We start from the raw sequence: 21282 nt of genomic DNA on the forward strand, positions 1-21282 counted from the left end.
TGTGATCGGACGCCCTTCAGACCCCTTTTGACCACCTTCCCCCTTGGCGGGGGCGCCGCCGTCGCCGGTGCGGGCTGCACCCGCACCCGCCGCCACCCTCGGCACCCGCCGTGTGGGCAATCGTCCCTCCCCCAGACTTCGTCCGGGGGTACCCCCAGGGCGGGACGGGTGGGCACACGGGACGGCGCCCTCGACGGCGCCCCCGCCCCCTGCACCTACCCGCACCCATAGCGCGACGCGCACGCGGTGCGGGTTCAGGCACGGAAGCCTAGGCCCGGCACGGGGCGCCGTCCGTTGTGCCCACCCGTTCCGCCCCTGGCGGACGATTGCCCACAACGGGCGGGGCGTCGTCCGTTGTGCCCACCCGTTCCGCCCTGGGGCCCCCGGACGAAGTCTGGGGGAGGAACGACTGCCCACAACGGGGTGGGGGCGGGGACTCGGGGGTTAGTCCTGGATGAGGGGGAGGAGTTCGGGGAGGTGGCCGTCGGAGGCTCGGGCGGTGTGTTGGCGTTCGGGGGGGACGGTGCCGTAGAGGGTGGTGCGGGGCTTGGCGGGGCGACCGGCGGCGGCGGCGATGGCCTCGAGGTCGCGGATGGAGCGGTAGGAACCGTAACTGGAGCCGGCCATGCGGGAGATGGTCTCTTCCATGAGGGTCCCGCCGAGGTCGTTCGCGCCGGAGCGGAGCATCTCGGCGGCGCCGTCGGTGCCGAGCTTGACCCAGCTGGTCTGGATGTTGGGGATGTGGGGGTGGAGGAGGAGGCGGGCCATGGCGATGACGGCGCGGTTGTCGCGGGTGGTGGGGCCGGGACGGGCGATGCCGGCGAGGTAGACGGGGGCGTTGGTGTGGATGAAGGGGAGCGTCACGAACTCGGTGAAGCCGCCGGTCTCCTGCTGGATGCGGGAGAGGGTGCGGAAGTGGCCGAGCCAGTGGCGGGGCTGGTCGACGTGGCCGTACATCATGGTGGAGGAGGAGCGGATGCCCAGTTCGTGGGCGGTGGTGATGACCTCGATCCAGGTGGCGGTGGGGAGCTTGCCCTTGGTGAGGACCCAGCGGACCTCGTCGTCGAGGATCTCGGCGGCGGTGCCGGGGATGGAGTCGAGTCCGGCCTCCTTGGCGGCCGTGAGCCATTCGCGGATGGAGAGGCCGGTGCGGGTGGCGCCGTTGACGACCTCCATCGGGGAGAAGGCGTGGACGTGCATGCCGGGGACGCGCTTCTTCACCGCGCGCGCGATGTCGAAGTAGGCGGTGCCGGGGAGGTCGGGGTGGATGCCGCCCTGCATGCAGACCTCGACGGCGCCGACGTCCCAGGCCTGTTCGGCGCGGTCGGCGACCTGGTCGAGGGAGAGGGTGTAGGCGTCGGCGTCGGTGCGCCGCTGGGCGAAGGCGCAGAAGCGGCAGCCGGTGTAGCAGACGTTGGTGAAGTTGATGTTCCGGGTGACGATGTACGTCACGTCGTCGCCGGAGACCGACTTCCGTACGTCGTCCGCGACCGCGCAGAGCGCGTCGAGTGCGGGCCCGTCGGCGTGCAGCAGGGCGAGTGCCTGGGCGTCGGTGAGCTTCGTCGGGTCGTCGGCGGCGACGGCGAGGGCCTCGCGGACGTCGGCGTCGACCCGTTCGGGGACCATGCCGGGTGCGGCGGCCTCGCGCAGCGACTCCCAGTCGCCGTAGACCTCGTCGAAGTCGTCGCGGCGGTCGTGGGTGCGGCCGGTGGTGTCGATGGTGCGGTGCAGGTCGGTGCGGCCGACGGCGGTGAACGCCTCGTCGGGCTCCTGCCAGGGCAGGCCGCGCACGGGCGCCTCGGGGTTCGCGAGTCCGGTCTCGGGGTCGGCGAGGGCCCGTACGTGCGGGAGGAGCCGGGGGTCGAGCCAGGGTTCACCCCGGGTGACGAACTCGGGGTAGACGCAGAGCCGTTCGCGCAGTTCGAAGCCGGCGTCGGCGGACCGGGCGGCGAGCTCCTCGATCCTGGGCCAGGGGCGCTCGGGGTTGACGTGGTCGATGGTGAGCGGCGAGACGCCGCCCCAGTCGTCGATGCCGGCGGTGATGAGCCGCTCGTACTCGGAGTCGACGAGGTTCGGCGGGGCCTGGAGGCAGGCGGAGGGCCCCATGATGAGCCGGGCGACGGCGACGGTGGCGACCAGGTCGTCGAGTTCGGCGTCGGGCATGCCGCGCATCGCCGTGTCCGGCTTGGCGCGGAAGTTCTGGATGATCAGTTCCTGGATCGAGTGGTACGCACGGGCCACGCGCCGCAGCGCGAACAGCGACTCGGCCCGCTCCTCCAGGGTCTCCCCGATGCCGAGCAGCAGCCCCGAGGTGAAGGGGACGGAGGACCGGCCGGCGTCCTCCAGGACCCGCAGGCGCACCGCCGGCTCCTTGTCGGGGGACCCGTAGTGGGGGCCGCCGGGCTCCGACCACAGCCGGGTCGCGGTCGTCTCCAGCATCATGCCCATGGACGGCGCGACCGGCTTGAGGCGCTGGAAGTCGGTCCAGGACAGCACGCCGGGGTTGAGGTGGGGCAGCAGCCCCGTCTCCTCCAGGATGCGGATGGCCATGGCGCGCACGTACGCGATGGTGTCGTCGTACCCGTGCGCGTCGAGCCACTCGCGGGCCTCGGGCCAGCGGTCCTCGGGCTTGTCGCCGAGGGTGATCAGGGCTTCCTTGCAGCCGAGTTCCGCCCCGCGGCGGGCGATGTCGAGGACCTCGTCCGGCGACATGAACATCCCGTGGCCGTCCCGGCGGAGCTTCCCGGGGACGGTCACGAAGGTGCAGTAGTGGCACTTGTCCCGGCAGAGCCGGGTGAGGGGTATGAACACGCTCTTCGAGTACGTGATGACTCCGGGACGCCCGGCCGCCTCCAGGCCGGCGTCGCGCACCCGTCCCGCCGAGGCCACCAGGTCCGTCAGGTCGTCGCCGCGTGCCCGCAGCAGCACGGCGGCCTCGGTCACGTCGAGCGCGACCCCGTCCCTGGCCCGCTTGAGGGCGCGTCGCATGGCGTTCTCGGTGGGGCGGGCTGCCTGGTGATCAGTCATGAACCGAGCATACGAGCGGGTGGGGCGGTGGATGTTCGAGTCTTCCCAGGAGGCGGGTCGCTCTCCTGCCTCGTCGGCCGCCCCTCCCCGCCCCATCAGAGGTACCGGGCGTACGCGTCGAGGGTGCGCAGGACCTCGGGTTCGTCCCCCGGCGGCAGCTGGAGGACGACCTCCTCGCAGCCGAGTTCGGCGTAGTGGTCGAGTTTGCCCGGGTTGGGGAGGACGGCGTACGGGACGAGCCGGAGGGACTTCGGGTCACGGCCCGCCGCCTCCCAGGCCGCGCGCAGCACCGGGAGGGACTCCGTCAGGCCCCGGCCGCCGATCGGCATCCAGCCGTCCGCGCTCTCGGCGATCCGGGCGAAGAGTCTGGGGCCCGCCGCGCCGCCCAGGAGGATGCGGGGCGCGCCGCCGGCCGGCTTGGGCCAGGCCTCCGACGCGCGTACGGAGTCGCCGGACGCGGCCTCGTACGCCGTGGGTACCGGCGCCCACAGGGCCCGCATGAGGTTCAGCCGGTCGTGGGTGAGGCCCCGGCGGGTGGACCAGTCGACGCCGTGGTCGGCCGCCTCCTCCCGGTTCCAGCCGTAGCCGAGGCCGAGGGTGAAGCGTCCGCCGGAGAGGTGGTCGAGGGTGGCGATCTGCTTGGCGAGGGCGATCGGGTCGTGCTCGGCGAGCAGCGTGACGCCGGTGCCGAGGCCGAGCCGTTCGGTGACGGCGGCGGCCTGGCCGAGCGCCACGTACGGGTCGAGCAGGCGGGCGTACTCCCGGGGAAGTTCGCCGCCCGCCGGGTAGGGCGTGGCCCGTTCGACCGGGATGTGGGTGTGCTCGGGCAGGTAGAGCCCGGCGAACCCGCGCTCTTCGAGCTCGCGCGCCAGCCGTACCGGGGTGATGGTCTCGTCGGTCAGGAAGATCGTGGTCGAGATCCGCATAGCCGCACGGTAGGGCGTGGGGCCGCGAATTCCGAGGGCCACGACGTGCCGTCGTCCCGAGGACCACGAGGTGCCGGTCGCCCCGAGGGCCGTGACGTGCCGGGCGTCACGGGCGGGCCCGGGCGACGCCGAACGTCACGGGCGGGCCGGGTCGACGCCGGGCGTCGCGGACGGACCCGGGTCGACGCTGAACGTCGCGGACGGACCCGGGTCGACGCCGAACGTCACGGACGGGCCGGGTCGACGGCGCGCTGGTGCCCCGCGAGGTCGCCGTAGCCGCCGTGTTCCCAGACCTTCTCGCGGAAGCGCTGGAGGGTGAGCGGGGTGCGGTCCTCGCCGGGGACGCCCTCGAAGTGGACGGTGCCGCAGCGGTGGCAGTACCAGCCGCGCGACCAGAGTTCCTCGGCGTGGTGGCGGCGGCGGGTGATCCGGGCGAACGCGGACCGGCGCCGTGCCATCACGACGAACACGAGGACGGCTGCGACCAGGGCGAACGCCGAGATCCAGCCGAGGAACGCGTACGACGGCGGGGGTTCGGCGGACGCGGTCGGCGGCAGCAGCTGCCAGTCGGGGAGTCCTGAGGGCTCGCTCGCGGGCTCGTCCGCGAACCACTTGCCGGCGAGGGCCCCGCCGACGAAGGTGCCGACGGCGACGACCGTGGCGAAGAGGCCGAGGCAGCCGATCGTGTACATCGGCGGCTTGGGCACCGGCGCGAGGGCGTCGGAGAGGCCGGTGCTCACCGTCCGCGTCACGGTCCGCATGTCGCCGTCGCTGTCGCGTTCCCGGCTGGTGACGGCGTTCCGGCCCGCGAGGTACACGGCGGGCACGGCCTGCACCAGGTCCTCGCGGTCGCAGCCCGGGCAGGTGTGCGTCGTACGGCTCATGGCTCCCCCTCTGTCCCCCTGCACTACGTGACGGGATCATGCCATCGCTCGGTTCCCGCCGGTCCACCCGAAATCCGCCTGCGCGTTCCGCCGTCGCCCCCTACCGTGACCGGGTGCTGAAGCGAATCGAGGCGTACTACGACGCCGTCACCCGCCCCTCCTCCCGCGCCGAGGACTTCGGGCCGCTCACCCTCTTCGTCCAGGCGGGCGACGGGTGGCCCTACTACGCGCGCCCGACGCTCGGGCACGAGGGCGAGGTGGCCGTCGAGGCGGTGGAGGCCGTACGGGCGCGGCAGCGGGAGCTGGGGGTGCCCGAGGCGTTCGAGTGGGTGGCGGAGACGACGCCGGGGCTGCGGGCCGCCGTCGAGGCGACCGGGCTCACCGTGCACGAGCACCCGCTGATGGTCCTGGAGGGCGACGGGCTCGACGTGCCGGCGCCCGAGGGCGTGACCGTACGGATGGTCGGCGCGGACGACACCGCCCTGGAGACGGCCGTCGCCGCCCCGTTCGCGGCCTTCGGCATGCCGCCGATGCCCGGCGCCGCCGACCGGGTCGCCCACCGGATCACGGCCGGGCTCACCCGGCTCGCCGCGGCCCTCGACTCCTCGGGCCACGCCCTCTCGGCCGGCCAGCACCAGCCCGTCGGCCCGGTCTCCGAGGTCGTCGGCGTCGGCACCGTCCCGGCGGCGCAGCGGCGCGGCCTCGCCCTCGCGGTCACGGCCGCCCTCGTCGCGGACGCCCGCGCCCAGGGCACGGACCTCGTGTTCCTGTCGGCCTCGGACGCGGACGTGGCCCGGATCTACGGCCGGCTGGGCTTCCGCACGATCGCCACCGCCCTCATCGCGGAGGCGGAGACGGAAGCGGGCGCCGATGCGGGCGCCGACGCGGGCTCGGAGGCGGGCTCGGACGCGGGCTCGGAGGCGGGCTCCACGGCGAATCCGGAGACGACCTCGGAGGCGTCATCGCAGGTCAGCGCTTTGTGACCGGTCCGCGAAAAATTTCTTCGGAAAAAGTTCTCCCGAGCTGTCACATCCTCCTCGCGCGCTCCGTCAGTGCAGTGAAAGCGACGAACGAGAGACGCTGAGGAGCGATCACCATGGCGCTGCACGAGCCCAAGGCCCGCATGACGAACCCCGCCTACGTCCTGGCCGACGCCGCTCCGGCGATCATGAACCTGGTGAAGGCCTCCCGGCAGGGCGGGGTCGACGAGTCCATCCTCGAGCTCGTGCACCTGCGGGCCAGCCAGATCAACAACTGCGGCTTCTGCGTCGACTTCGGCGCGAAGAGCGCGAAGAAGGCCGGCGTCAGCGACGAGAAGCTGTTCGCCGTCGCCGCCTGGCGCGAGGCGCCGTTCTTCTCCGACGAGGAGCGCGCGGCCCTCGCGCTCGCCGAGGCCGCGACCCGGCTCGCCGACGCCTCGGACGCCGTGCCGGACGAGGTCTGGGACGAGGCCGCCGACCACTTCGACGAGAAGCAGCTCGCCTCGATCGTGCTGACCGTCGGCGTCACCAACCTCTTCAACCGGCTCAACGTCACCGTCCGGCAGCCGGCCGGCGTGGTCCCCGTGGCCCCGTAACCGGCACCCGGCCACCCCGGCGCCGCTTCCCCGCACTCCGTACCCCTCAGCCGTACCCGTACCCGTACACATTCCAAGGAGCTCACCATGGCCGCTCGTATGCCGAACCCCGCCGTCGTCCTGTCCGACGTCGGCCCCGCGATCTTCCAGCTGATCAAGGCCGTCCAGTCGGGCAGCGACGTCCCCTCCAGCACGCTGGACCTGATCCACCTGCGGGCCAGCCAGATCAACAACTGCGGGTTCTGCGTGGTCGGCGGAGCGCAGAAGGCGCAGAAGGACGGCGAGACCGACGAGCGGCTGCACGCCGTGGCGGCCTGGCGGGAGACCCCGTACTTCACCGACGCGGAGCGGGCGGCCCTGGCCCTCGCCGAGCACGCGACGCGGCTCGCGGACCGTCCGGACGCCGTGCCGGACGCGGTGTGGGAGGAGGCCGCGCGCCACTACAACGAGCAGCAGCTCGCCCAGATCGTGGCGTGGCTCGGGGTCACGAACCTCTTCAACCGGCTCAACGCGACGACCAAGCAGCCGGCCGGCCAGTCCTGGTAGGTCGCGCCGCGACAGTAACCGGATCCAGGGCGTCCGCGTTGGTGCGGGCATGAAGAGGATCCTCACCGCAGCCGCCCTGTCCTGTCTCGCCGCGGCGGGCGCCGTCTCCGCCGCCGGTACCGCCGCCGCCGACACCGGCGGGATGAACCTGCCGTCCGTCGTCCCGCTCAGCGGCGTCCTGACCCCCAAGGCGAAGCCGGCCGGCACCCCGGACCTCCCGCCCGCCAACGCGGCGGTGGAACGGCTGCTTCCCGGTCACCACTGAGCGGCAGCCATAGCGGCGGCGACAACGGCAGCGACAGCCGCGGCAACAGAAACAGCGCTGCGCGAGAAACGAACGAAGGCGACGGGACCCCCCACGGGCCCGCCGCCTTCGCGTTTTCGGGTGACTCGGAAGTCAGTGGTGCGCCGTCAGTCGGCGACGACCAGCGACGGGGTCTCCTTCGTCAGGACCTCGCCGCGGAAGAAGGCCGGGCTCCGGCGCTGCATGACCAGCATGATCACGACGCCGAGGAGCAGCAGGCCGACGGCGATCACGAAGACCGAGCCGACGCCGAGGACGGAGGAGCCGGAGCCGTAGGCCGGGTCCCACATGTCGTACAGCGTCTTGCCGAAGACGGCGGTGAGCATGAGGCCGCCGAGCGCCGGAAGGACGCCCTTGAAGGCGAGGTCGCGGGCCGAGCGGAAGAGCTCGCCGCGGAAGTACCAGACGCAGGCGAAGGCCGTCAGGGCGTAGTAGAAGCAGATCATCAGGCCGAGCGCGTAGATGGTGTCGACCAGGACGTGCTCGCTGACCAGGGTCATCACGGTGTAGAAGGCGCCGGTGGCGACGCCGGCGACGACGGTGGCCTTGCCGGGGGTCTTGAAGACCGGGTGGACCTTGGTGAAGGACTTGGGCAGCGCCTCGTACGTGGACATCGCGAGCACCGTGCGGGCGACCGGGATGAAGGTCGTCTGGAGGCTCGCGGCCGCCGAGGCGAGGACGGCGACGAAGAGCAGGATGCCGAGCGTGGGGCCCATGACGGGGCCCGCGAGGGCGGCGAAGACGTTGTCGGAGGTCTTCGGGTTGGCGAGGCCGAGGCCCTGGTCGCCGGAGCCGACGACCATCTGGGCGGCGATGCCGGTGGCGAGGTACGAGCCGACCAGGACGACCATCGCGATGAGCGCGGCGCGGCCGGGGGTCTTCGCGCTGCCGGTGGTCTCCTCGTTGGACGCCATGCAGGCGTCCCAGCCCCAGTACATGAAGATCGACAGCGAGAGTCCGGCGGTGAAGGCCGCGAAGGACTGCACCGCGAAGGGGTTCATCCAGGACCAGGAGAAGTCGACCGAGGTCTCGAAGGAGCCGGCCTTCGACAGGGCCATCACCACGAACAGCGCGAGGACGACGAGCTGGAGGCCGACGAGGGTGTACTGGAGGCCCTTGGTGGCGGTCATGCCGCGGTAGCTGATCGCGGTGGCGATGGCGATGAGCGCCAGGCAGGTGAGGATGTGGACGGCCTTGTTGTCGTCCAGGGCGGCGACGGAGTCGCTGCCGGTGATCTCGCCCGCGAGGAGCCAGAAGTAGGAGGTCGCGACGCCGGCCAGGTTGGACAGCACGATGATCGTCGCGATGACCAGGCCCCAGCCGCACATCCAGCCGATCTTGGGCCCGAAGGCCTTCACGGTCCAGGTGAACGAGGTGCCGCAGTCGGGCATGACCTTGTTGAGCTCCCGGTACGCGAAGGCGACGAGGAGCATCGGGAGGAAGCCCGCGAGGAAGATGGCGGGCATCTGCAGGCCGACCTCGCCGGCCGTGGAGCCGAGGGTCGAGGTCAGGCAGTACACGGGGGCGACGGTCGAGATGCCGATGACGGCGCTGCCGAGGAGGCCGACGGAGTTCCCGCCGAGGCCCTTGGTGCGCACAGCGGGGGTGCCGCCCGGGACGTCGACGCCCCTTACCGTGTCCCCGGCCCGGGGCCGGTCATCCACCTGAGTCATGAACTCGACGTTAAATGCTGCGGTTTCCACATCCGGAAGATCGGAGTCCGCTCATTTGATCGATCATCGCCTTGCATTGGACGGGTTGAAGCGGACCATCACCAATGATTGAAAGATCGACCACCGCGACGGACCGACCAACTGGTAGGTCCGTCGCCGGGTGTCCGATATGCGGGAACCGTAGTCATGCCCCGAATGTCCGGTTTGAAATTTTCCCGTGGAACTTTCGAGAGGCTTCTCACCCCGGCCAGACGACCGCCTGCAGCTCGCTGTACGCGTGCAGGGCGTACGAGCCCACGTCCCGCCCGACACCGCTCTTCTTGAACCCTCCGAACGGCGCCTCCATGTTCCGTCCGATCGTGTTCACGCCCACCCCGCCGGCCCGCAGCAGGGCCGCGATGCGGAAAGCGCGGGCGACGTCGCCGGACCACACGTAGTCGATCAGGCCGTAGTCGCTGTCGTTGGCCAGCGCGATCCCCTCCTCCTCGTCGTCGAAGGGGACGACCACGACGACCGGGCCGAAGATCTCCTCCCGCACCACCCGCATCTCGTTCGTGCAGTCCGCGAGGAGCGTCGGGGCCACGTAGAAGCCCCGGGCGAAGTCGGGACGCTCTCCGCCGACGACGACCCGGGCCCCCTCCTTCCGCCCCAGCTCGACGTACGACTCCACCCGGTCGCGGTGGGCGGCCGAGATCACCGGGCCGACGACCGTGCCCTGCGCCGCCGGGTCCCCCACCTTCATGAAGGCCAGATAGCCGGTCAGCTTCTCGATCAGCCGCTCGTAGATCCCGCGCTGCGCGAGCACCCGCGTCGGAGCCGTGCAGATCTGCCCGCTGTAGAAGGAGAACGTCGTCCCGATGCCCATCACCGCCGCGTCCAGGTCGGCGTCGTCGAAGACGAGCGCGGCGCCCTTCCCGCCCAGCTCCATCAGCTGCCGCTTGAGCGAGCGGCCGCAGACCTCGCCGATCGCCTGCCCGACGGCCGTGGAACCGGTGAACGACACCATGTCGACGTCCGGGGAGTCGACGGCCGCCTCGCCCACCGCCTGCGCCGAGCCCGTGACGACGTTCACGACCCCCGCCGGGACCCCGGCCTCCGCCAAGGCCCGGGTCATCGCGTACACGGAGAGCGGGTCCTGCGGGGCCGGCTTCACGAGGACCGTGTTGCCCATCGCGAGCGCCGGGGCGATCTTGCCGGCCGGATTGGCCCAGGGGTTGTTGTACGAGGTGATGCAGGTGACCACGCCGACCGGGCGCCGTACCGCCACCGCCCCGAACACCCCGGCCCTCCCCATCGGCCCGGCCTCGTTGACCTGCGGCGGCAGCGCCTGCTCGACCGGCTCCATCGCGCCCCGCGCGTACCGCCGGAAGCGGGAGGACCCGACCGCGACCTGCATCCCGCGCGCGGTCCCGGTGGTGGCGCCGGTCTCGGCCCGCGCGAGGAGCGTGTTCGCTTCGGCGTCCCTCGCCATCAGGTCCGCGGCCCGGTCGAGGATCGCCGCCCGCTCCTCCGGCTTCGTCCGGGACCAGGACGCGAAGGCCTCACGGGCCGCGGCGGCCGCCTCGTACACCTGCCGCCGGCTCGCCTCCGGCGCCAGGCCGACGACCTCCTCCGAGGCCGGGTCGACCACCTCGTAGTGGCCGCCGTCGGGCTCGACCCACTCGCCGCCGATGAAGAGCTTCTCGGTCCTCACCTGGTGCTCACCGTCCTCGTGTCACGGCCCGAGCGCAGCACGCGCCCGGGGATCGCGCCGGTCACCTCGTCGTCCCGCACGGTCTCCACGCCGTTGACCCGCACCGACACGATGCCGACCGCGCGCGAGTCGAGCCGCGGGCTGTCCCCCGGCAGGTCGTGCACGAGCGTCGCCGGGCCCGCGTCGATCCGCTCCGGATCGAAGAGGACCAGGTCGGCGTGGAAGCCCTCCGCTATACGGCCCCGCTCCCGCAGACCGAACAGCCGGGCCGGATCGTCGCTGAGCATCTTCACCGCCCGCTCCAACGGCACCAGCTTCCGGCCGCGCAGACAGTCCCCGAGGAAACGGGTCGTGTACGGCGCCCCGCACATCCGGTCCAGGTGCGCGCCGGCGTCCGAACCGCCGAGCATCACGTCCTCGTGCTCCCACGTCTCCCGGCGCAGCGCCCACGACGCCGGGTCGTTGTCGCTGGGCATCGGCCACAGCACGGTCCTCAGGTCGTCGTTGGCGCAGATCTCGACCAGGCACTGGAACGCGTCCTGCCCGCGCTCGGCGGCGATGTCCCGCACCACCCGGCCGGTCAGCCCCTCGTTCTCCCTGCTGTACGTGTCCCCGATGACGTACCGGTCGAAGTGCGCCAGCCGCCGGAAGACGCCCGCCTCCTTCGAGTCCGCGCGCCGCAGCATCCCCGCCCGCACCTCCGGGTCACGGAGCTTCGCGATCCGCTCGGGGACGGGGAGGGCGAGGATCTCGCCCCAGCCCGGGATCAGGTTGAGCGCGCAGAACGTGCCGAGCGACATGTTCATGGGCGTGAGGATCGGCATCGTCAGCGCCACGATCCGGCCACCCGACTTGCGGGCCCGCTCCGAGGCCGTCAGCTGGCGCGGGACCCGCTCGGGCACGGCCGCGTCGATCGTCAGCACGTTCCAGTTGAGCGGCCGCCCCGCGGCGGCGGTCATCTCGACGAACAGCTCGATCTCCTCGTCCGAGAACTGGTCGAGACACCCCGCGAGGATCGCCTCCAACTGCGTGCCCTCGTGCTCGCCCACCGCCCTCGACAGCGCGATCAGCTCCGCGGGCGTGGCATGACGGGACGCGACGGGCGCGCCGGCGCCGTCCGAGTGCGTCGAGGACTGCGTGGTGGACAGCCCCCACGCCCCCGCCTCCATGGCCTCCTTGAGCAGGGCCACCATCTGCCCCAGCTGCTCGGCGGTCGGCTGCCCGCCGACGGCGTCCGCGCCCATCACGTACCGGCGCAGCGCGCAGTGCCCCACCATGAAGCCCGCGTTGACGGCGATCCGCCCGTCGAGCGCGTCCAGGTACTCGGCGAACGACGACCAACTCCAGTCGACGCCGTCCTCCAGCGCCTTGAGGGCCATCCCCTCGACCTTCGACATCATCCTGCGCGTGTAATCGGCGTCCTCCGGCCGGTCCGGGTGCAGCGGCGCCAGCGTGAACCCGCAGTTCCCGCCCGCCACCGTCGTCACCCCGTGGTTCATCGACGGCGTCGCGTACGGGTCCCAGAACAGCTGGGCGTCGTAGTGCGTGTGCGGATCGACGAAGCCCGGCGCCAGCACCAGGCCCGTGGCGTCCTCACTCGTCCGGGCCTCCGCGCCCGCGCCCGCCTCCGCGAACGTGATGCGCCCGTCCCTTATCCCCACGTCGGCGACGAAGGCCGGGCCGCCCGTGCCGTCGACGACGGTGGCGCCCTTGATCAAGTGGTCCAGCATGACGGTCCCTCTCCTCGCGTCGGACGCGGACGTACGTGCGCCCCGGACCGGAGGCCGCCGCGGGGGGCCTCCGGCCGGGGCCTCTGCGGCAGCGGCGATCCGGGAAGACACCGCCCCGCGCTCCATCCCCCCCATCCGGGCCGCCCCCATCGGGCCGCCACCCCGTCGCGGACCCCAACGGCCGGCCCAGCTCCGCCCGTTGCGGGCACAAGCCCGGCCGGGCCCACCCCGTTGTGGGCAATCGTTCCTCCCCCAGACTTCGTCCGGGGGGACCCCCAGGGCGGAACGGGTGGACACAACGGACGACGCCCCGCCCGTTGTGGGCAATCGTCCGCCAGGGGCGGAACGGGTGGGCACAACGGACGGCGCCCCTTGCCGGGCCTAGGCATCCGCGCCTGAACCCGCACCGGATGCGCGTCGCGCTATGGGTGCGGGTAGGCGCAGGGGGCGGAGGCGCCGCCAAGGGCGCCGTCCCGTGTGCCCACCCGTCCCGCCCTGGGGGTACCCCCGGACGAAGTCTGGGGGAGGGACGATTGCCCACACGGCGGTGGGCGACGGGCGCAGGCGGGTGCGGGGGCAGCCCCGGCGGGTGCGGGCCCGGGCCGTAGAGGTGCGGGTGCAGCCTCCCGTGGGTGCGGGTGCAGCCCCCGGGGGTGCGGGGCCGCGGCACTGGGTGCGGGGGCGGCCCGGGGTGGGGGGTCAGGTGGTGGATTGGCGGAAGCGGGTGGTGCGGTGGATGGGGTCGGTGTCGATCTTGGGGATGACGTGTTCGCCGATGAGTTTGATGGAGTTCATGGTGTCCTCGTAGGAGATGCCGATGGGGAGGCCGAAGGAGAGCTGGTCGGCCCCGGCCTGCTCCCAGCGCTTGCACTGGGCGAGGACTTCGGAGGGGTCGCCGCAGATCATGAGCTCTTCCTGGATGAGGAGTTCGATGATCTCGGCGGAGTACTCGGGGAGGAGCTCGGGCCACTCGGGGACGCCTTCGGGCCGGGGGAAGGTGTCGTGGTAGCGGAAGAGGAGGGACTGGAGGTAGTTGAGTCCGCCGCCGACGGCGATCTCGACGGCCTTGTCGTGGGTCTCGGCGCAGATGGCCGTGGACGTCACCATGACGTTGTCGTTGACGAAGTCGCCGATGGCCTTGGCTTCCTTGATCGCCGTCTTGTAGGACTCGACGACCCACTCCATGTCGGAGACCTTCTGGACGCTGAAGCCGAGGACGCCGAGGCCCTTCTTGGCGGCCATGGCGTACGAGGAGGGGGATCCGGCGGCGTACCACATGGCGGGGTGGGACTTGCCGTACGGCTTGGGGAGGACCTTGCGGGGCGGGAGTGACCAGTGCTTGCCCTGGAAGCCGGCGTACTCGTCCTGGAGCCACATCTTGGGGAACTCGGCGATGGTCTCTTCCCAGAGTTCCTTGGTGTGGTTCATGTCGGTGATGCCCGGCATGAATCCGAGGATCTCGTGGGAGCCCGCGCCGCGCCCGGAGCCGAACTCGAAGCGGCCGGCGGAGAGGTGGTCGAGCATGGCGACCTTCTCGGCGACCTTGACCGGGTGGTTGACCGGGGCGAGGGGGTTGAAGATGCCGGAGCCGAGGTGGATGCGCTCGGTGGCGTGGGCGAGGTAGCCGAGGTAGACGTCGTTGGCGGAGAGGTGGGAGTACTCCTCCAGGAAGTGGTGCTCGGAGGCCCAGGCGTACTTGAACCCGGACTTGTCCGCCTGGATGACGTACTCGGTCTCCTCCATGAGGGCCTTGTGCTCGGCTTCGGGATCGGTCTCGGCGCGCTTGCCGACGTATCCCTGTACGAAGATCCCGAATTCCAAGGGGGTTCACCGTCCTCTTGTTTCTGACGATCCGTCAGATCTGTGATGTGCCCGACTGTCGCACCGCGGGGCGAGCGCGGTCAATACCCGGCGACGCAATACCTGACGCCTAGTCAGAACAGGCTCACGCCCGCCAGCCAGCCGCCGTCGATCACGAACGGCTGCCCGGTGATGTACGCCGAGTCGTCCCCGGTCAGGAAGAGCGCCAGGGCCGCCACCTCGTCCGGGCGGCCGATCCGCCCGAGCGGGACGAGCTTGCGGTAGAGCTCGGCCGTGGCCGCCGGGTCCACGCCCTCCGGGTTGCTCATCGGGGTGTCGATGGCGCCCGGGCAGACCGCGTTCACCCGGATTCCCTTCGCGGCGAGTTCCAGGGCCGCGACGCGGGTGAGCCCGAGGACGGCGTGCTTGGAGGCCGCGTACGCCCCGACCCCGGCCATGCCGGTGAGCCCCGTGTACGAGGCCGTGTTCACGATGGTGCCGCCGCCGGCCGCCGCGATCTCGGGCGCGACCGTGCGGATGCCGAGGAAGCAGCCGGTCTGGTTGACCGACACGATCGCCTGGAACTCCTCCAGGGGAGTGGAGAGCAGTTCGTTGAAGCGGAGGATGCCGGCGTTGTTCACGAGCCCGTCGATCCTCCCGAACCGGGCCTTGGCGACGGCCACGGCGGCCGCCCACTCCTCCTCGCTGGTCACGTCCAGGTGGACGAAGGCCGCCCGCTCCTCCCCCAGCTCCTTGGCCAGCGCCTCGCCGGCGTCGTCGAGGACGTCCCCGAGGACGACCTTCGCCCCCTCGGCGGCGAAGAGCCGCGCCTCCTGCTCGCCCTGCCCGCGTGCCGCTCCGGTGACGAGGACGACCCGCCCGTCGAGCTTGCCCATGCCTGCCACGCTCCTCAGTTCAGGTGGGGTGCGACCTCCGTGCCGAAGGCCGCCATCTGGTCGATGAGTTCGGTGCGGCTCCGGGACCGGAACCGCACCTGGATCTGGTGGACGCCCATCTCCCCGTACGCCCGCAGGGAGGCGGCGAGCTCCTCGGGCCGGCCGCTCAGGGTCCGCCGGCCGACCTCCCAGCCGGGCGTGCCGACGTACAGGGCCTCGGTGATCGCGCCGACCGTGATCGGCTCCTCGATCCCCGCCTCGGCGCGGATCGCGCGCAGTCGGGCGATCTGCCCGGCGAGCTTGTCGCGCGGGTCGCCCTGCGGCAGCCAGCCGTCGCCCTTGAGCGCGGCCCGGCGCACGGCGGCCGGCGAGGACCCGCCCACCCAGAGCGGGACCCGCTCCTGTGCGGGCCGGGGCAGCTGGCCGAGGTCCTTGAACGCGAACCGCTCCCCCAGGTGCTCGGGGTACTCCTCCGGTCCCAGGGCCGCCCTCAGCGCGTCGAGGGTCTCGTCGAGCACGGCTCCCCGGCGCGCGAAGTCCACTCCGAGCGCCTCGAACTCCTCCTGCACGTGCCCGGCGCCGACCCCGAGGACCAGCCGCCCGCCGGAGAGGTGGTCGACCGTCGCGTACGCCTTGGCCGTGACGAGCGGATGCCGCAGTCCGACGACGGCCACGTGCGCGAGGAGCCGGACCCGCTCGGTGGCGGCCGCCAGGAAGGACAGCGTGGCCACCGGGTCGTACCAGACGGTGCTCATCGCCCCGGCCAGCCGCCGGGGGATGGCCACGTGGTCGCAGCTCGCGAGGTAGTCGAACCCGTGCGCCTCGGCGGCGCGGGCCACGGCGAGGAGGTCCGCCGGGCCGGCGGCCGCCTCCCACGGTTCGGCGTAGAGGCCGGACTGCGACTGGACGGGCAGCTGCATCCCGTAGACGACCATGGGAACCCCCTTGATCTGACGTACCGTCAGGTGTGAGCGGACGAGGGTCATGCTCGTACCTGACGGCTCATCAGACAAGGGTTACGGACGCCAGAGACCGTCCGGCGCCAGTCCGAGCAGGTCGATCGCGTTGCCGCGCACGATCCGCTCGACGACGTCGGGGGCCAGGTGCCCCATCTGGGCCTCGCCGACCTCGCGGGACTTGGGCCAGGTGGAGTCGGAGTGCGGGTAGTCGGTCTCGTACAGGACGTTGCCCGCGCCGATGGCGTCGAGGTTGCGCAGCCCGAAGGCGTCGTCGAAGAAGCAGCCGAAGACGTGGCCCGCGAAGAGCTCGGACGGCGGGCGCAGCACCTTCTCGGCGACCCCGCCCCAGCCGCGGTTCTCCTCCCAGACGACGTCGGCGCGCTCCAGGATGTACGGGATCCACCCGATCTGCCCCTCCGCGTACATGATCCGGAGGTTCGGGAAGCGCTCGAACTTGCCGCTCATCAGCCAGTCGACCATCGAGAAGCAGCAGTTCGCGAAGGTGATCGTGGAGCCGACGGCCGGCGGCGCGTCCGCCGAGGTGGACGGCATCCGGCTCGACGAGCCGATGTGCATGGCGATGACCGTGCCGGTCTCGTCGCACGCCCGGAAGAACGGGTCCCAGTGGTCCGTGTGGACCGAGGGGAGCCCGAGGTGCGGCGGGATCTCGGAGAACGCCACCGCCCGCACCCCGCGCGCCGCGTTGCGCCGCACCTCGGCGGCGGCGAGCTCGGGGTCCCAGAGCGGGATGAGCGTGAGCGGGATGAGCCGGCCGCGCGCCTCCGGCCCGCACCACTCCTCGACCATCCAGTCGTTGTACGCGCGGACGCAGAGCAGTCCGAGCTCCCGGTCGCCCGCCTCGGTGAACGTCTGCCCGCAGAAGCGGGGGAACGTCGGGAAGCACAGCGCGGACTGGACGTGGTTGACGTCCATGTCGGCCAGACGCTCGGGCACGGAGTACGAGCCGGGCCGCATCTGCTCGTACGTGATGACTTCGAGCCGTATCTCGTCGCGGTCGTAGCCGACGGCGGTGTCGAGGCGGGTGAGCGGCCGGTGCAGGTCCTCGTACACCCACCAGTCGCCGATCGGCCCCTCGTCGCCCTTCGCCCCCATGACCGGGGCGAACTTCCCGCCGAGGAAGGTCATTTCCTTCAGCGGCGCGCGGACGATCCTCGGTCCGGTGTCGTGGTACCGCGACGGGAGCCGGTCCCGCCAGACGTGCGGGGGCTCCACGGTGTGGTCGTCCACCGAGATGATCTTCGGGAAGGTCTCCATGCGTTTCACGGTAGCGCCGATCTGACGACCCGTCAGCTAGTGGGGCGCAGAACGCCCCCTCACAACGCCCACACGACAGCCGCACGGCAGCCGCACGACGCGCGCACGACCCCCGCACCCCAGCCGTATCAAGGCCGTACCACCGCCGTACTACGGCCGCACTACGGTCGACCCGATGCTGACGGACCCGCTCCGGACAAGGCAGACTGTCCTGGGCGAAACCAGCGGTAGGGCAGGGGGAGCGATGGACCGTGAGAACGGGCCGCGAGTTCCGGCGCAGCGGGCTCCGAGCACGGGCGCGGCCGGCGTCGCGGGCACGGACACCGCCGCGGGAACGGACACCGCCGCGGGACGAACGGACACCGTGACGGCCGACGACGCCGTGACGGGCACGGGCGCCGGGACGGGAACGGACGCGGTGACGGACTCGGCGGCCGGCACGGGCTCGGTGGCCGGTGCCGCCGCAGGTTCCACCGCGGTGGGCTCCGGCGCCCCCGGGCTCCTCCGCTTCGGCGTGCTCGGACCCGTACGGGCGTGGCGGGACGGCGAGCCCGTGCCCACCGGGTCGCCGCAGCAGCGGGCGCTGCTCGCCGCCCTCCTGCTGAGGGGCGGCCGGACGGCCACCGCCCACGAGCTGATCGACGCCCTGTGGGGCGAGGAGCCGCCGTCGCAGGCGCTCGCGGCGGTACGGACGTACGCCTCCCGGCTGCGCAAGGCGCTCGACCCGAAGGTCCTGGTCAGCGAGTCCGGCGGATACGCGCTCCGCACCACCGCCGCGGCACTCGACGTCACGACCGCCCAGGAACTGGCCGCCGAGGCGGAGAAGCTGCGGGCGGGCGGGGACCGGGCGGGCGCCCGGGAGCGGCTGGCCGCGGCCCTCGACCTGTGGGACGGCGAGGTGCTGGCCTCCGTGCCGGGGCCGTACGCCGAGACGCAGCGGACCCGCCTGGAGGAGTGGCGGCTCACGCTCCTGGAGACCCGCCTGGACATCGACCTGGAGGTCGGCGCGCACGCGGAGGCCGTCTCCGAGCTGACCGCGCTGACCGCCGCGCACCCGCTGCGCGAGCGGCTCCGCGAACTGCTCATGCTCGCCCTCTACCGCAGCGGACGGCAGGCCGAGGCGCTCGCCGTGTACGCGGACACGCGCCGGCTCCTCGCCGACGAACTCGGCGTCGACCCCACCCCCGAACTCTCCCGGCTCCAGCAGCGCATCCTCCAGGCCGACGCCGAACTCGCCCGCCCGGTCGAGGAGCCCGCCCCGGCCGCCGCACCCGTCGCCCGCCCCGCCCAACTGCCCGCGACGGTTCCGGACTTCACCGGCCGCGCCTCCTTCGTACGGGAACTCGGCGCCCGACTCGCCACCGCCGAGGGCCACGTCATGGCGGTCTCCGCGCTCGCGGGCATCGGCGGCGTCGGCAAGACCACGCTCGCCGTGCACGTCGCCCACGAGGCCCGCCCGCACTTCCCCGACGGCCAGCTGTACGTCGACCTCCAGGGCGCCGGCAACCGCGCCGCCGCGCCCGAGACGGTCCTCGGCTCGTTCCTCCGCGCCCTCGGCACCGCCGACTCCGCCATCCCCGACTCCCTCGACGACCGGGCCGCGCTCTACCGCTCGACGCTCGACGGACGCCGGGTCCTCGTCCTCCTCGACAACGCGCGGGACGCCGCCCAGATCCGCCCGCTGCTGCCCGGCACCGCGGGCTGCGCGGCCCTCGTCACCAGCCGGATCCGGATGGTCGACCTGGCGGGCGCGCACCTCGTGGACCTGGACGTGATGTCCCCGGAGGAGGCGCTCCAGCTCTTCACCAGGATCGTCGGCGAGGAGCGGGTCGGATCCGAGCGGGAGGCCGCGCTCGACGTCGTCGCCGCCTGCGGCTTCCTCCCCCTCGCGATCCGCATCGCCGCGTCACGCCTCGCGGCCCGCCGCACCTGGACCGTCTCCGTCCTCGCCGCCAAGCTCGCCGACGAGCGCCGCCGCCTCGACGAGCTCCAGGCCGGCGACCTCGCCGTCAAGGCCACCTTCGAACTCGGCTACGGCCAGCTCGAACCCGCCCAGGCCCGCGCCTTCCGCCTCCTCGGCCTCGCCGACGGACCCGACATCTCCCTCGCGGCGGCCGCGGCGGTCCTCGACCTCCCGGCCTGGGACACCGAGGACCTCCTCGAAGCCCTCGTCGACACGTCGCTCCTCGAATCGGCCGCCCCCGGCCGCTACCGCTACCACGACCTCGTCCGCCTCTACGCGCGTGCGTGCGCCGACCGCGACGAGCAGCCCCCCTCCGAGAAGGAGGCCGCCCTCTCCCGCCTCCTCGACTTCTACCTCTCGACCGCCGCCCGGGTCTACGCCATCGAACGCCCCGGCGACCGCCTCGTCGACCACCTCGAACCCACCACCCACGACGGCCTCACCTTCACCGAACGCCACGCCGCCCAGGACTGGCTCTACGCCGAGGCCAACTCCCTCCTCGCCACCGTCCGCCAGTCCGCCTCGTCCCCGGCGACCCTGCGCCGGGGAGTGGACCTCCTGTGGGCGTCCCTTGACCTGGCGGAGTCGGGCGCCAACTCCAAGGAGTACGAGGCCGTCGCGACGGTCCTGCGGGAGGCGGCTCGGGTGGCGGGCGACGTACGGGCCGAGGCCCGTGCCGCCAACACCCTGGCGTACGTCCACCACTACCAGGGCCGGTTCGAGCAGGCGGACAAGGAAGCCGACGTCGTCATCCACATGGCGCGTTCCGTGGAGGACCCGCTCCCCATCTGCTGGGCGCTGAACGCCAGGGGGGCCATCGCCCACTACCAGGCCCGCTACGAGGACGCGGACGGCCACCTGACCCTGGCCATCGCCGGGTTCCGGGCGGCCGAGGACCGGGCCGGCGAGGCCGCGGCGCTCTGCAACCTGTCCCGCATCCACCTGGCGGCGGGCCGCCGCTCCGACGCCGTCCGCATGGCCCGGCAAGGGGCGGAGATGTACGACGAGATGGGCCACGCCCTGAAGGGGGCCAACGGTCGCTACGCCCTCGGGCTCGCCCTCACGGAGAGCGGAGAGCTCGCAGCCGCCGGGGAGCAGCTCCGGGAGGCGCTCTGCGTCTTCGTGGACAGCCGTCAGCGGCTCTGGGAGGGCATGACGTTGTTCCGCATCGCCGAGGTGGACATCGCGGCTCGCCGGTACGGCGCCGCCGCCGCCGGCGCGGAGAAGGCCCTCACGGTCCTCAGGGGCATCGGCGGCGACTGGCGGCGCGGCAACGTCCTGACCGTCCTCGGCCGGGCACTGCACAACATCGGCCAGTCGGGACGCGCCCAGGTCTGCTGGCAGGAAGCCCTCGACATCTACGAGGAGTTGTCGGCCCCGGAAGCGGCCGAGGTCAGGGCGCTGCTCGCGCCCGCCACCGCCGCCTGACGCCCGGGCCCCCGAGGGGCGTTCATCATTCGTTTATCGCCCCCGGGCACAGTTGTCCTCAACGATCCGTCGCGTCGGGGGGCAGGCGGGTCGCCGGTGAGGTCATCACCCGCACGCATTAGGGTGAGCGACCCCGAGGGGCCCGTCCGACCGTCCACGGGGGAACAGCCGGACGGGCTCCACCCACCAGCACCCGCAGCACCCATCAGGAGGGGAACGCCATGGGCGACATCGACGCCACCAACCCGGTCACCGAGCCGGACAACCTGCACATCACGGGTACCGAGACCGGCCAGATCGGCACGAAGAACCTGCACATCACCTCCGAGCCGGCCGACGCCATCGCCGACAAGGTGCTCGGCGACGGCGCCTCCACCGACAACCTGCACATCACCTCGGAGCCGGCCAAGTAGACCATTCCCGACGGGGAGAACGGCCGCGGCGGCGCCATCGGGGGAGTCGCCGGGGCCGACCATGGAGGTCCGGTCGACGGGGGAGCACACGGACTCGGGGGACACCCGACGGAACCAGGGGGGATCCGTCCGGGCAGGGCCCGTGCGCAACGCGATCGGACCACCGCCAAGAGGGGCCGGGCATCTGCC

At 72.4% G+C, this 21282-nt stretch carries 16 protein-coding genes; 6 read left to right on the forward strand and 10 right to left on the reverse strand.

The window, feature by feature from the left end:
- Nucleotides 1–444: 444 nt before the first annotated feature.
- The 3 genes from ACFCY7_RS24085 to ACFCY7_RS24095 form a co-directional block, all read right to left on the reverse strand.
- Complete coding sequence (locus ACFCY7_RS24085; protein WP_376488110.1) at nucleotides 445–3027, reverse strand: bifunctional FO biosynthesis protein CofGH; 2583 nt, start codon at nucleotides 3025–3027, stop codon at nucleotides 445–447.
- 95 nt (nucleotides 3028–3122) lie between these two features.
- Nucleotides 3123–3953, reverse strand: coding sequence for a TIGR03619 family F420-dependent LLM class oxidoreductase (locus tag ACFCY7_RS24090; protein WP_376488111.1), 831 nt, complete (start codon nucleotides 3951–3953; stop codon nucleotides 3123–3125).
- Between the two features lie 224 nt (nucleotides 3954–4177).
- Complete coding sequence (locus ACFCY7_RS24095; protein ID WP_376488112.1) at nucleotides 4178–4837, reverse strand: hypothetical protein; 660 nt, start codon at nucleotides 4835–4837, stop codon at nucleotides 4178–4180.
- Between the two features lie 113 nt (nucleotides 4838–4950).
- On the opposite strand from ACFCY7_RS24095, the gene ACFCY7_RS24100 reads away from it, so the two are divergent.
- From ACFCY7_RS24100 to ACFCY7_RS24115, 4 genes are all read left to right on the forward strand, one after another.
- Nucleotides 4951–5820 carry a GNAT family N-acetyltransferase gene (locus ACFCY7_RS24100; protein ID WP_376488113.1) on the forward strand — a complete coding sequence of 290 codons (870 nt, stop codon included), beginning with the start codon at nucleotides 4951–4953 and terminating at the stop codon, nucleotides 5818–5820.
- A gap of 113 nt (nucleotides 5821–5933) precedes the next feature.
- Nucleotides 5934–6413, forward strand: a complete 480-nt coding sequence (locus tag ACFCY7_RS24105) for a carboxymuconolactone decarboxylase family protein (RefSeq protein ID WP_376488114.1) — start codon at nucleotides 5934–5936, stop codon at nucleotides 6411–6413.
- 87 nt (nucleotides 6414–6500) lie between these two features.
- A complete protein-coding gene (locus ACFCY7_RS24110) occupies nucleotides 6501–6959 on the forward strand; it encodes a carboxymuconolactone decarboxylase family protein (protein WP_376488115.1) in 459 nt (152 codons plus the stop codon).
- Between the two features lie 49 nt (nucleotides 6960–7008).
- Nucleotides 7009–7224: a hypothetical protein gene (locus tag ACFCY7_RS24115; protein WP_376488116.1), complete on the forward strand. Its 216-nt coding sequence runs from the start codon at nucleotides 7009–7011 to the stop codon at nucleotides 7222–7224.
- A 146-nt stretch (nucleotides 7225–7370) separates the two neighbouring features.
- Here the strand turns inward: ACFCY7_RS24115 and ACFCY7_RS24120 are convergent, their stop codons facing one another.
- The 7 genes from ACFCY7_RS24120 to ACFCY7_RS24150 form a co-directional block, all read right to left on the reverse strand.
- Complete coding sequence (locus ACFCY7_RS24120) at nucleotides 7371–8936, reverse strand: APC family permease (RefSeq protein WP_376488117.1); 1566 nt, start codon at nucleotides 8934–8936, stop codon at nucleotides 7371–7373.
- 238 nt (nucleotides 8937–9174) lie between these two features.
- Nucleotides 9175–10629, reverse strand: coding sequence for an aldehyde dehydrogenase family protein (locus ACFCY7_RS24125; protein WP_376488118.1), 1455 nt, complete (start codon nucleotides 10627–10629; stop codon nucleotides 9175–9177).
- Nucleotides 10626–12359 carry an amidohydrolase family protein gene (locus ACFCY7_RS24130; RefSeq protein WP_376488119.1) on the reverse strand — a complete coding sequence of 578 codons (1734 nt, stop codon included), beginning with the start codon at nucleotides 12357–12359 and terminating at the stop codon, nucleotides 10626–10628. The genes ACFCY7_RS24125 and ACFCY7_RS24130 overlap by 4 nt, the downstream gene beginning before the upstream one ends.
- Nucleotides 12360–13058: 699 nt before the next feature.
- Nucleotides 13059–14180: an LLM class flavin-dependent oxidoreductase gene (locus ACFCY7_RS24135; protein ID WP_376488120.1), complete on the reverse strand. Its 1122-nt coding sequence runs from the start codon at nucleotides 14178–14180 to the stop codon at nucleotides 13059–13061.
- A 113-nt stretch (nucleotides 14181–14293) separates the two neighbouring features.
- On the reverse strand, nucleotides 14294–15055 hold the full coding sequence (locus ACFCY7_RS24140) for an SDR family NAD(P)-dependent oxidoreductase (protein WP_376488121.1): 762 nt from the start codon (nucleotides 15053–15055) through the stop codon (nucleotides 14294–14296).
- 14 nt (nucleotides 15056–15069) lie between these two features.
- Nucleotides 15070–15990: an LLM class F420-dependent oxidoreductase gene (locus ACFCY7_RS24145; RefSeq protein WP_376488125.1), complete on the reverse strand. Its 921-nt coding sequence runs from the start codon at nucleotides 15988–15990 to the stop codon at nucleotides 15070–15072.
- Nucleotides 15991–16071: 81 nt separating this feature from the next.
- Entirely contained in the window at nucleotides 16072–17289 is a 1218-nt protein-coding gene (locus ACFCY7_RS24150) for an amidohydrolase family protein (RefSeq protein WP_376488122.1), read from the reverse strand.
- Nucleotides 17290–17533: 244 nt separating this feature from the next.
- On the opposite strand from ACFCY7_RS24150, the gene ACFCY7_RS24155 reads away from it, so the two are divergent.
- Both ACFCY7_RS24155 and ACFCY7_RS24160 read left to right on the forward strand, forming a co-directional pair.
- Nucleotides 17534–20680 carry a BTAD domain-containing putative transcriptional regulator gene (locus ACFCY7_RS24155; RefSeq protein WP_376488123.1) on the forward strand — a complete coding sequence of 1049 codons (3147 nt, stop codon included), beginning with the start codon at nucleotides 17534–17536 and terminating at the stop codon, nucleotides 20678–20680.
- A 221-nt stretch (nucleotides 20681–20901) separates the two neighbouring features.
- The gene (locus ACFCY7_RS24160; protein WP_376488124.1) at nucleotides 20902–21093 is read left to right on the forward strand and encodes a hypothetical protein; all 192 of its coding nucleotides are present in this window, start codon (nucleotides 20902–20904) and stop codon (nucleotides 21091–21093) included.
- Nucleotides 21094–21282: the final 189 nt, after the last annotated feature.

Source organism: Streptomyces sp. NPDC056361, from assembly GCF_042262805.1.
GTDB lineage: Bacteria > Actinomycetota > Actinomycetes > Streptomycetales > Streptomycetaceae > Streptomyces.

Bases quoted from the DNA above. Each gene is read 5' to 3' on its own strand.
- ACFCY7_RS24130 (WP_376488119.1), bottom strand. From the start codon at position 12,359: ATGCTGGACCACTTGATCAAGGGCGCCACCGTCGTCGACGGCACGGGC.
- ACFCY7_RS24110 (WP_376488115.1), top strand. From the start codon at position 6,501: ATGGCCGCTCGTATGCCGAACCCCGCCGTCGTCCTGTCCGACGTCGGC.
- ACFCY7_RS24085 (WP_376488110.1), bottom strand. From the start codon at position 3,027: ATGACTGATCACCAGGCAGCCCGCCCCACCGAGAACGCCATGCGACGC.
- ACFCY7_RS24140 (WP_376488121.1), bottom strand. From the start codon at position 15,055: ATGGGCAAGCTCGACGGGCGGGTCGTCCTCGTCACCGGAGCGGCACGC.
- ACFCY7_RS24155 (WP_376488123.1), top strand. From the start codon at position 17,534: ATGGACCGTGAGAACGGGCCGCGAGTTCCGGCGCAGCGGGCTCCGAGC.
- ACFCY7_RS24120 (WP_376488117.1), bottom strand. From the start codon at position 8,936: ATGACTCAGGTGGATGACCGGCCCCGGGCCGGGGACACGGTAAGGGGC.
- ACFCY7_RS24115 (WP_376488116.1), top strand. From the start codon at position 7,009: ATGAAGAGGATCCTCACCGCAGCCGCCCTGTCCTGTCTCGCCGCGGCG.
- ACFCY7_RS24150 (WP_376488122.1), bottom strand. From the start codon at position 17,289: ATGGAGACCTTCCCGAAGATCATCTCGGTGGACGACCACACCGTGGAG.
- ACFCY7_RS24105 (WP_376488114.1), top strand. From the start codon at position 5,934: ATGGCGCTGCACGAGCCCAAGGCCCGCATGACGAACCCCGCCTACGTC.
- ACFCY7_RS24095 (WP_376488112.1), bottom strand. From the start codon at position 4,837: ATGAGCCGTACGACGCACACCTGCCCGGGCTGCGACCGCGAGGACCTG.
- ACFCY7_RS24090 (WP_376488111.1), bottom strand. From the start codon at position 3,953: ATGCGGATCTCGACCACGATCTTCCTGACCGACGAGACCATCACCCCG.
- ACFCY7_RS24160 (WP_376488124.1), top strand. From the start codon at position 20,902: ATGGGCGACATCGACGCCACCAACCCGGTCACCGAGCCGGACAACCTG.
- ACFCY7_RS24145 (WP_376488125.1), bottom strand. From the start codon at position 15,990: ATGGTCGTCTACGGGATGCAGCTGCCCGTCCAGTCGCAGTCCGGCCTC.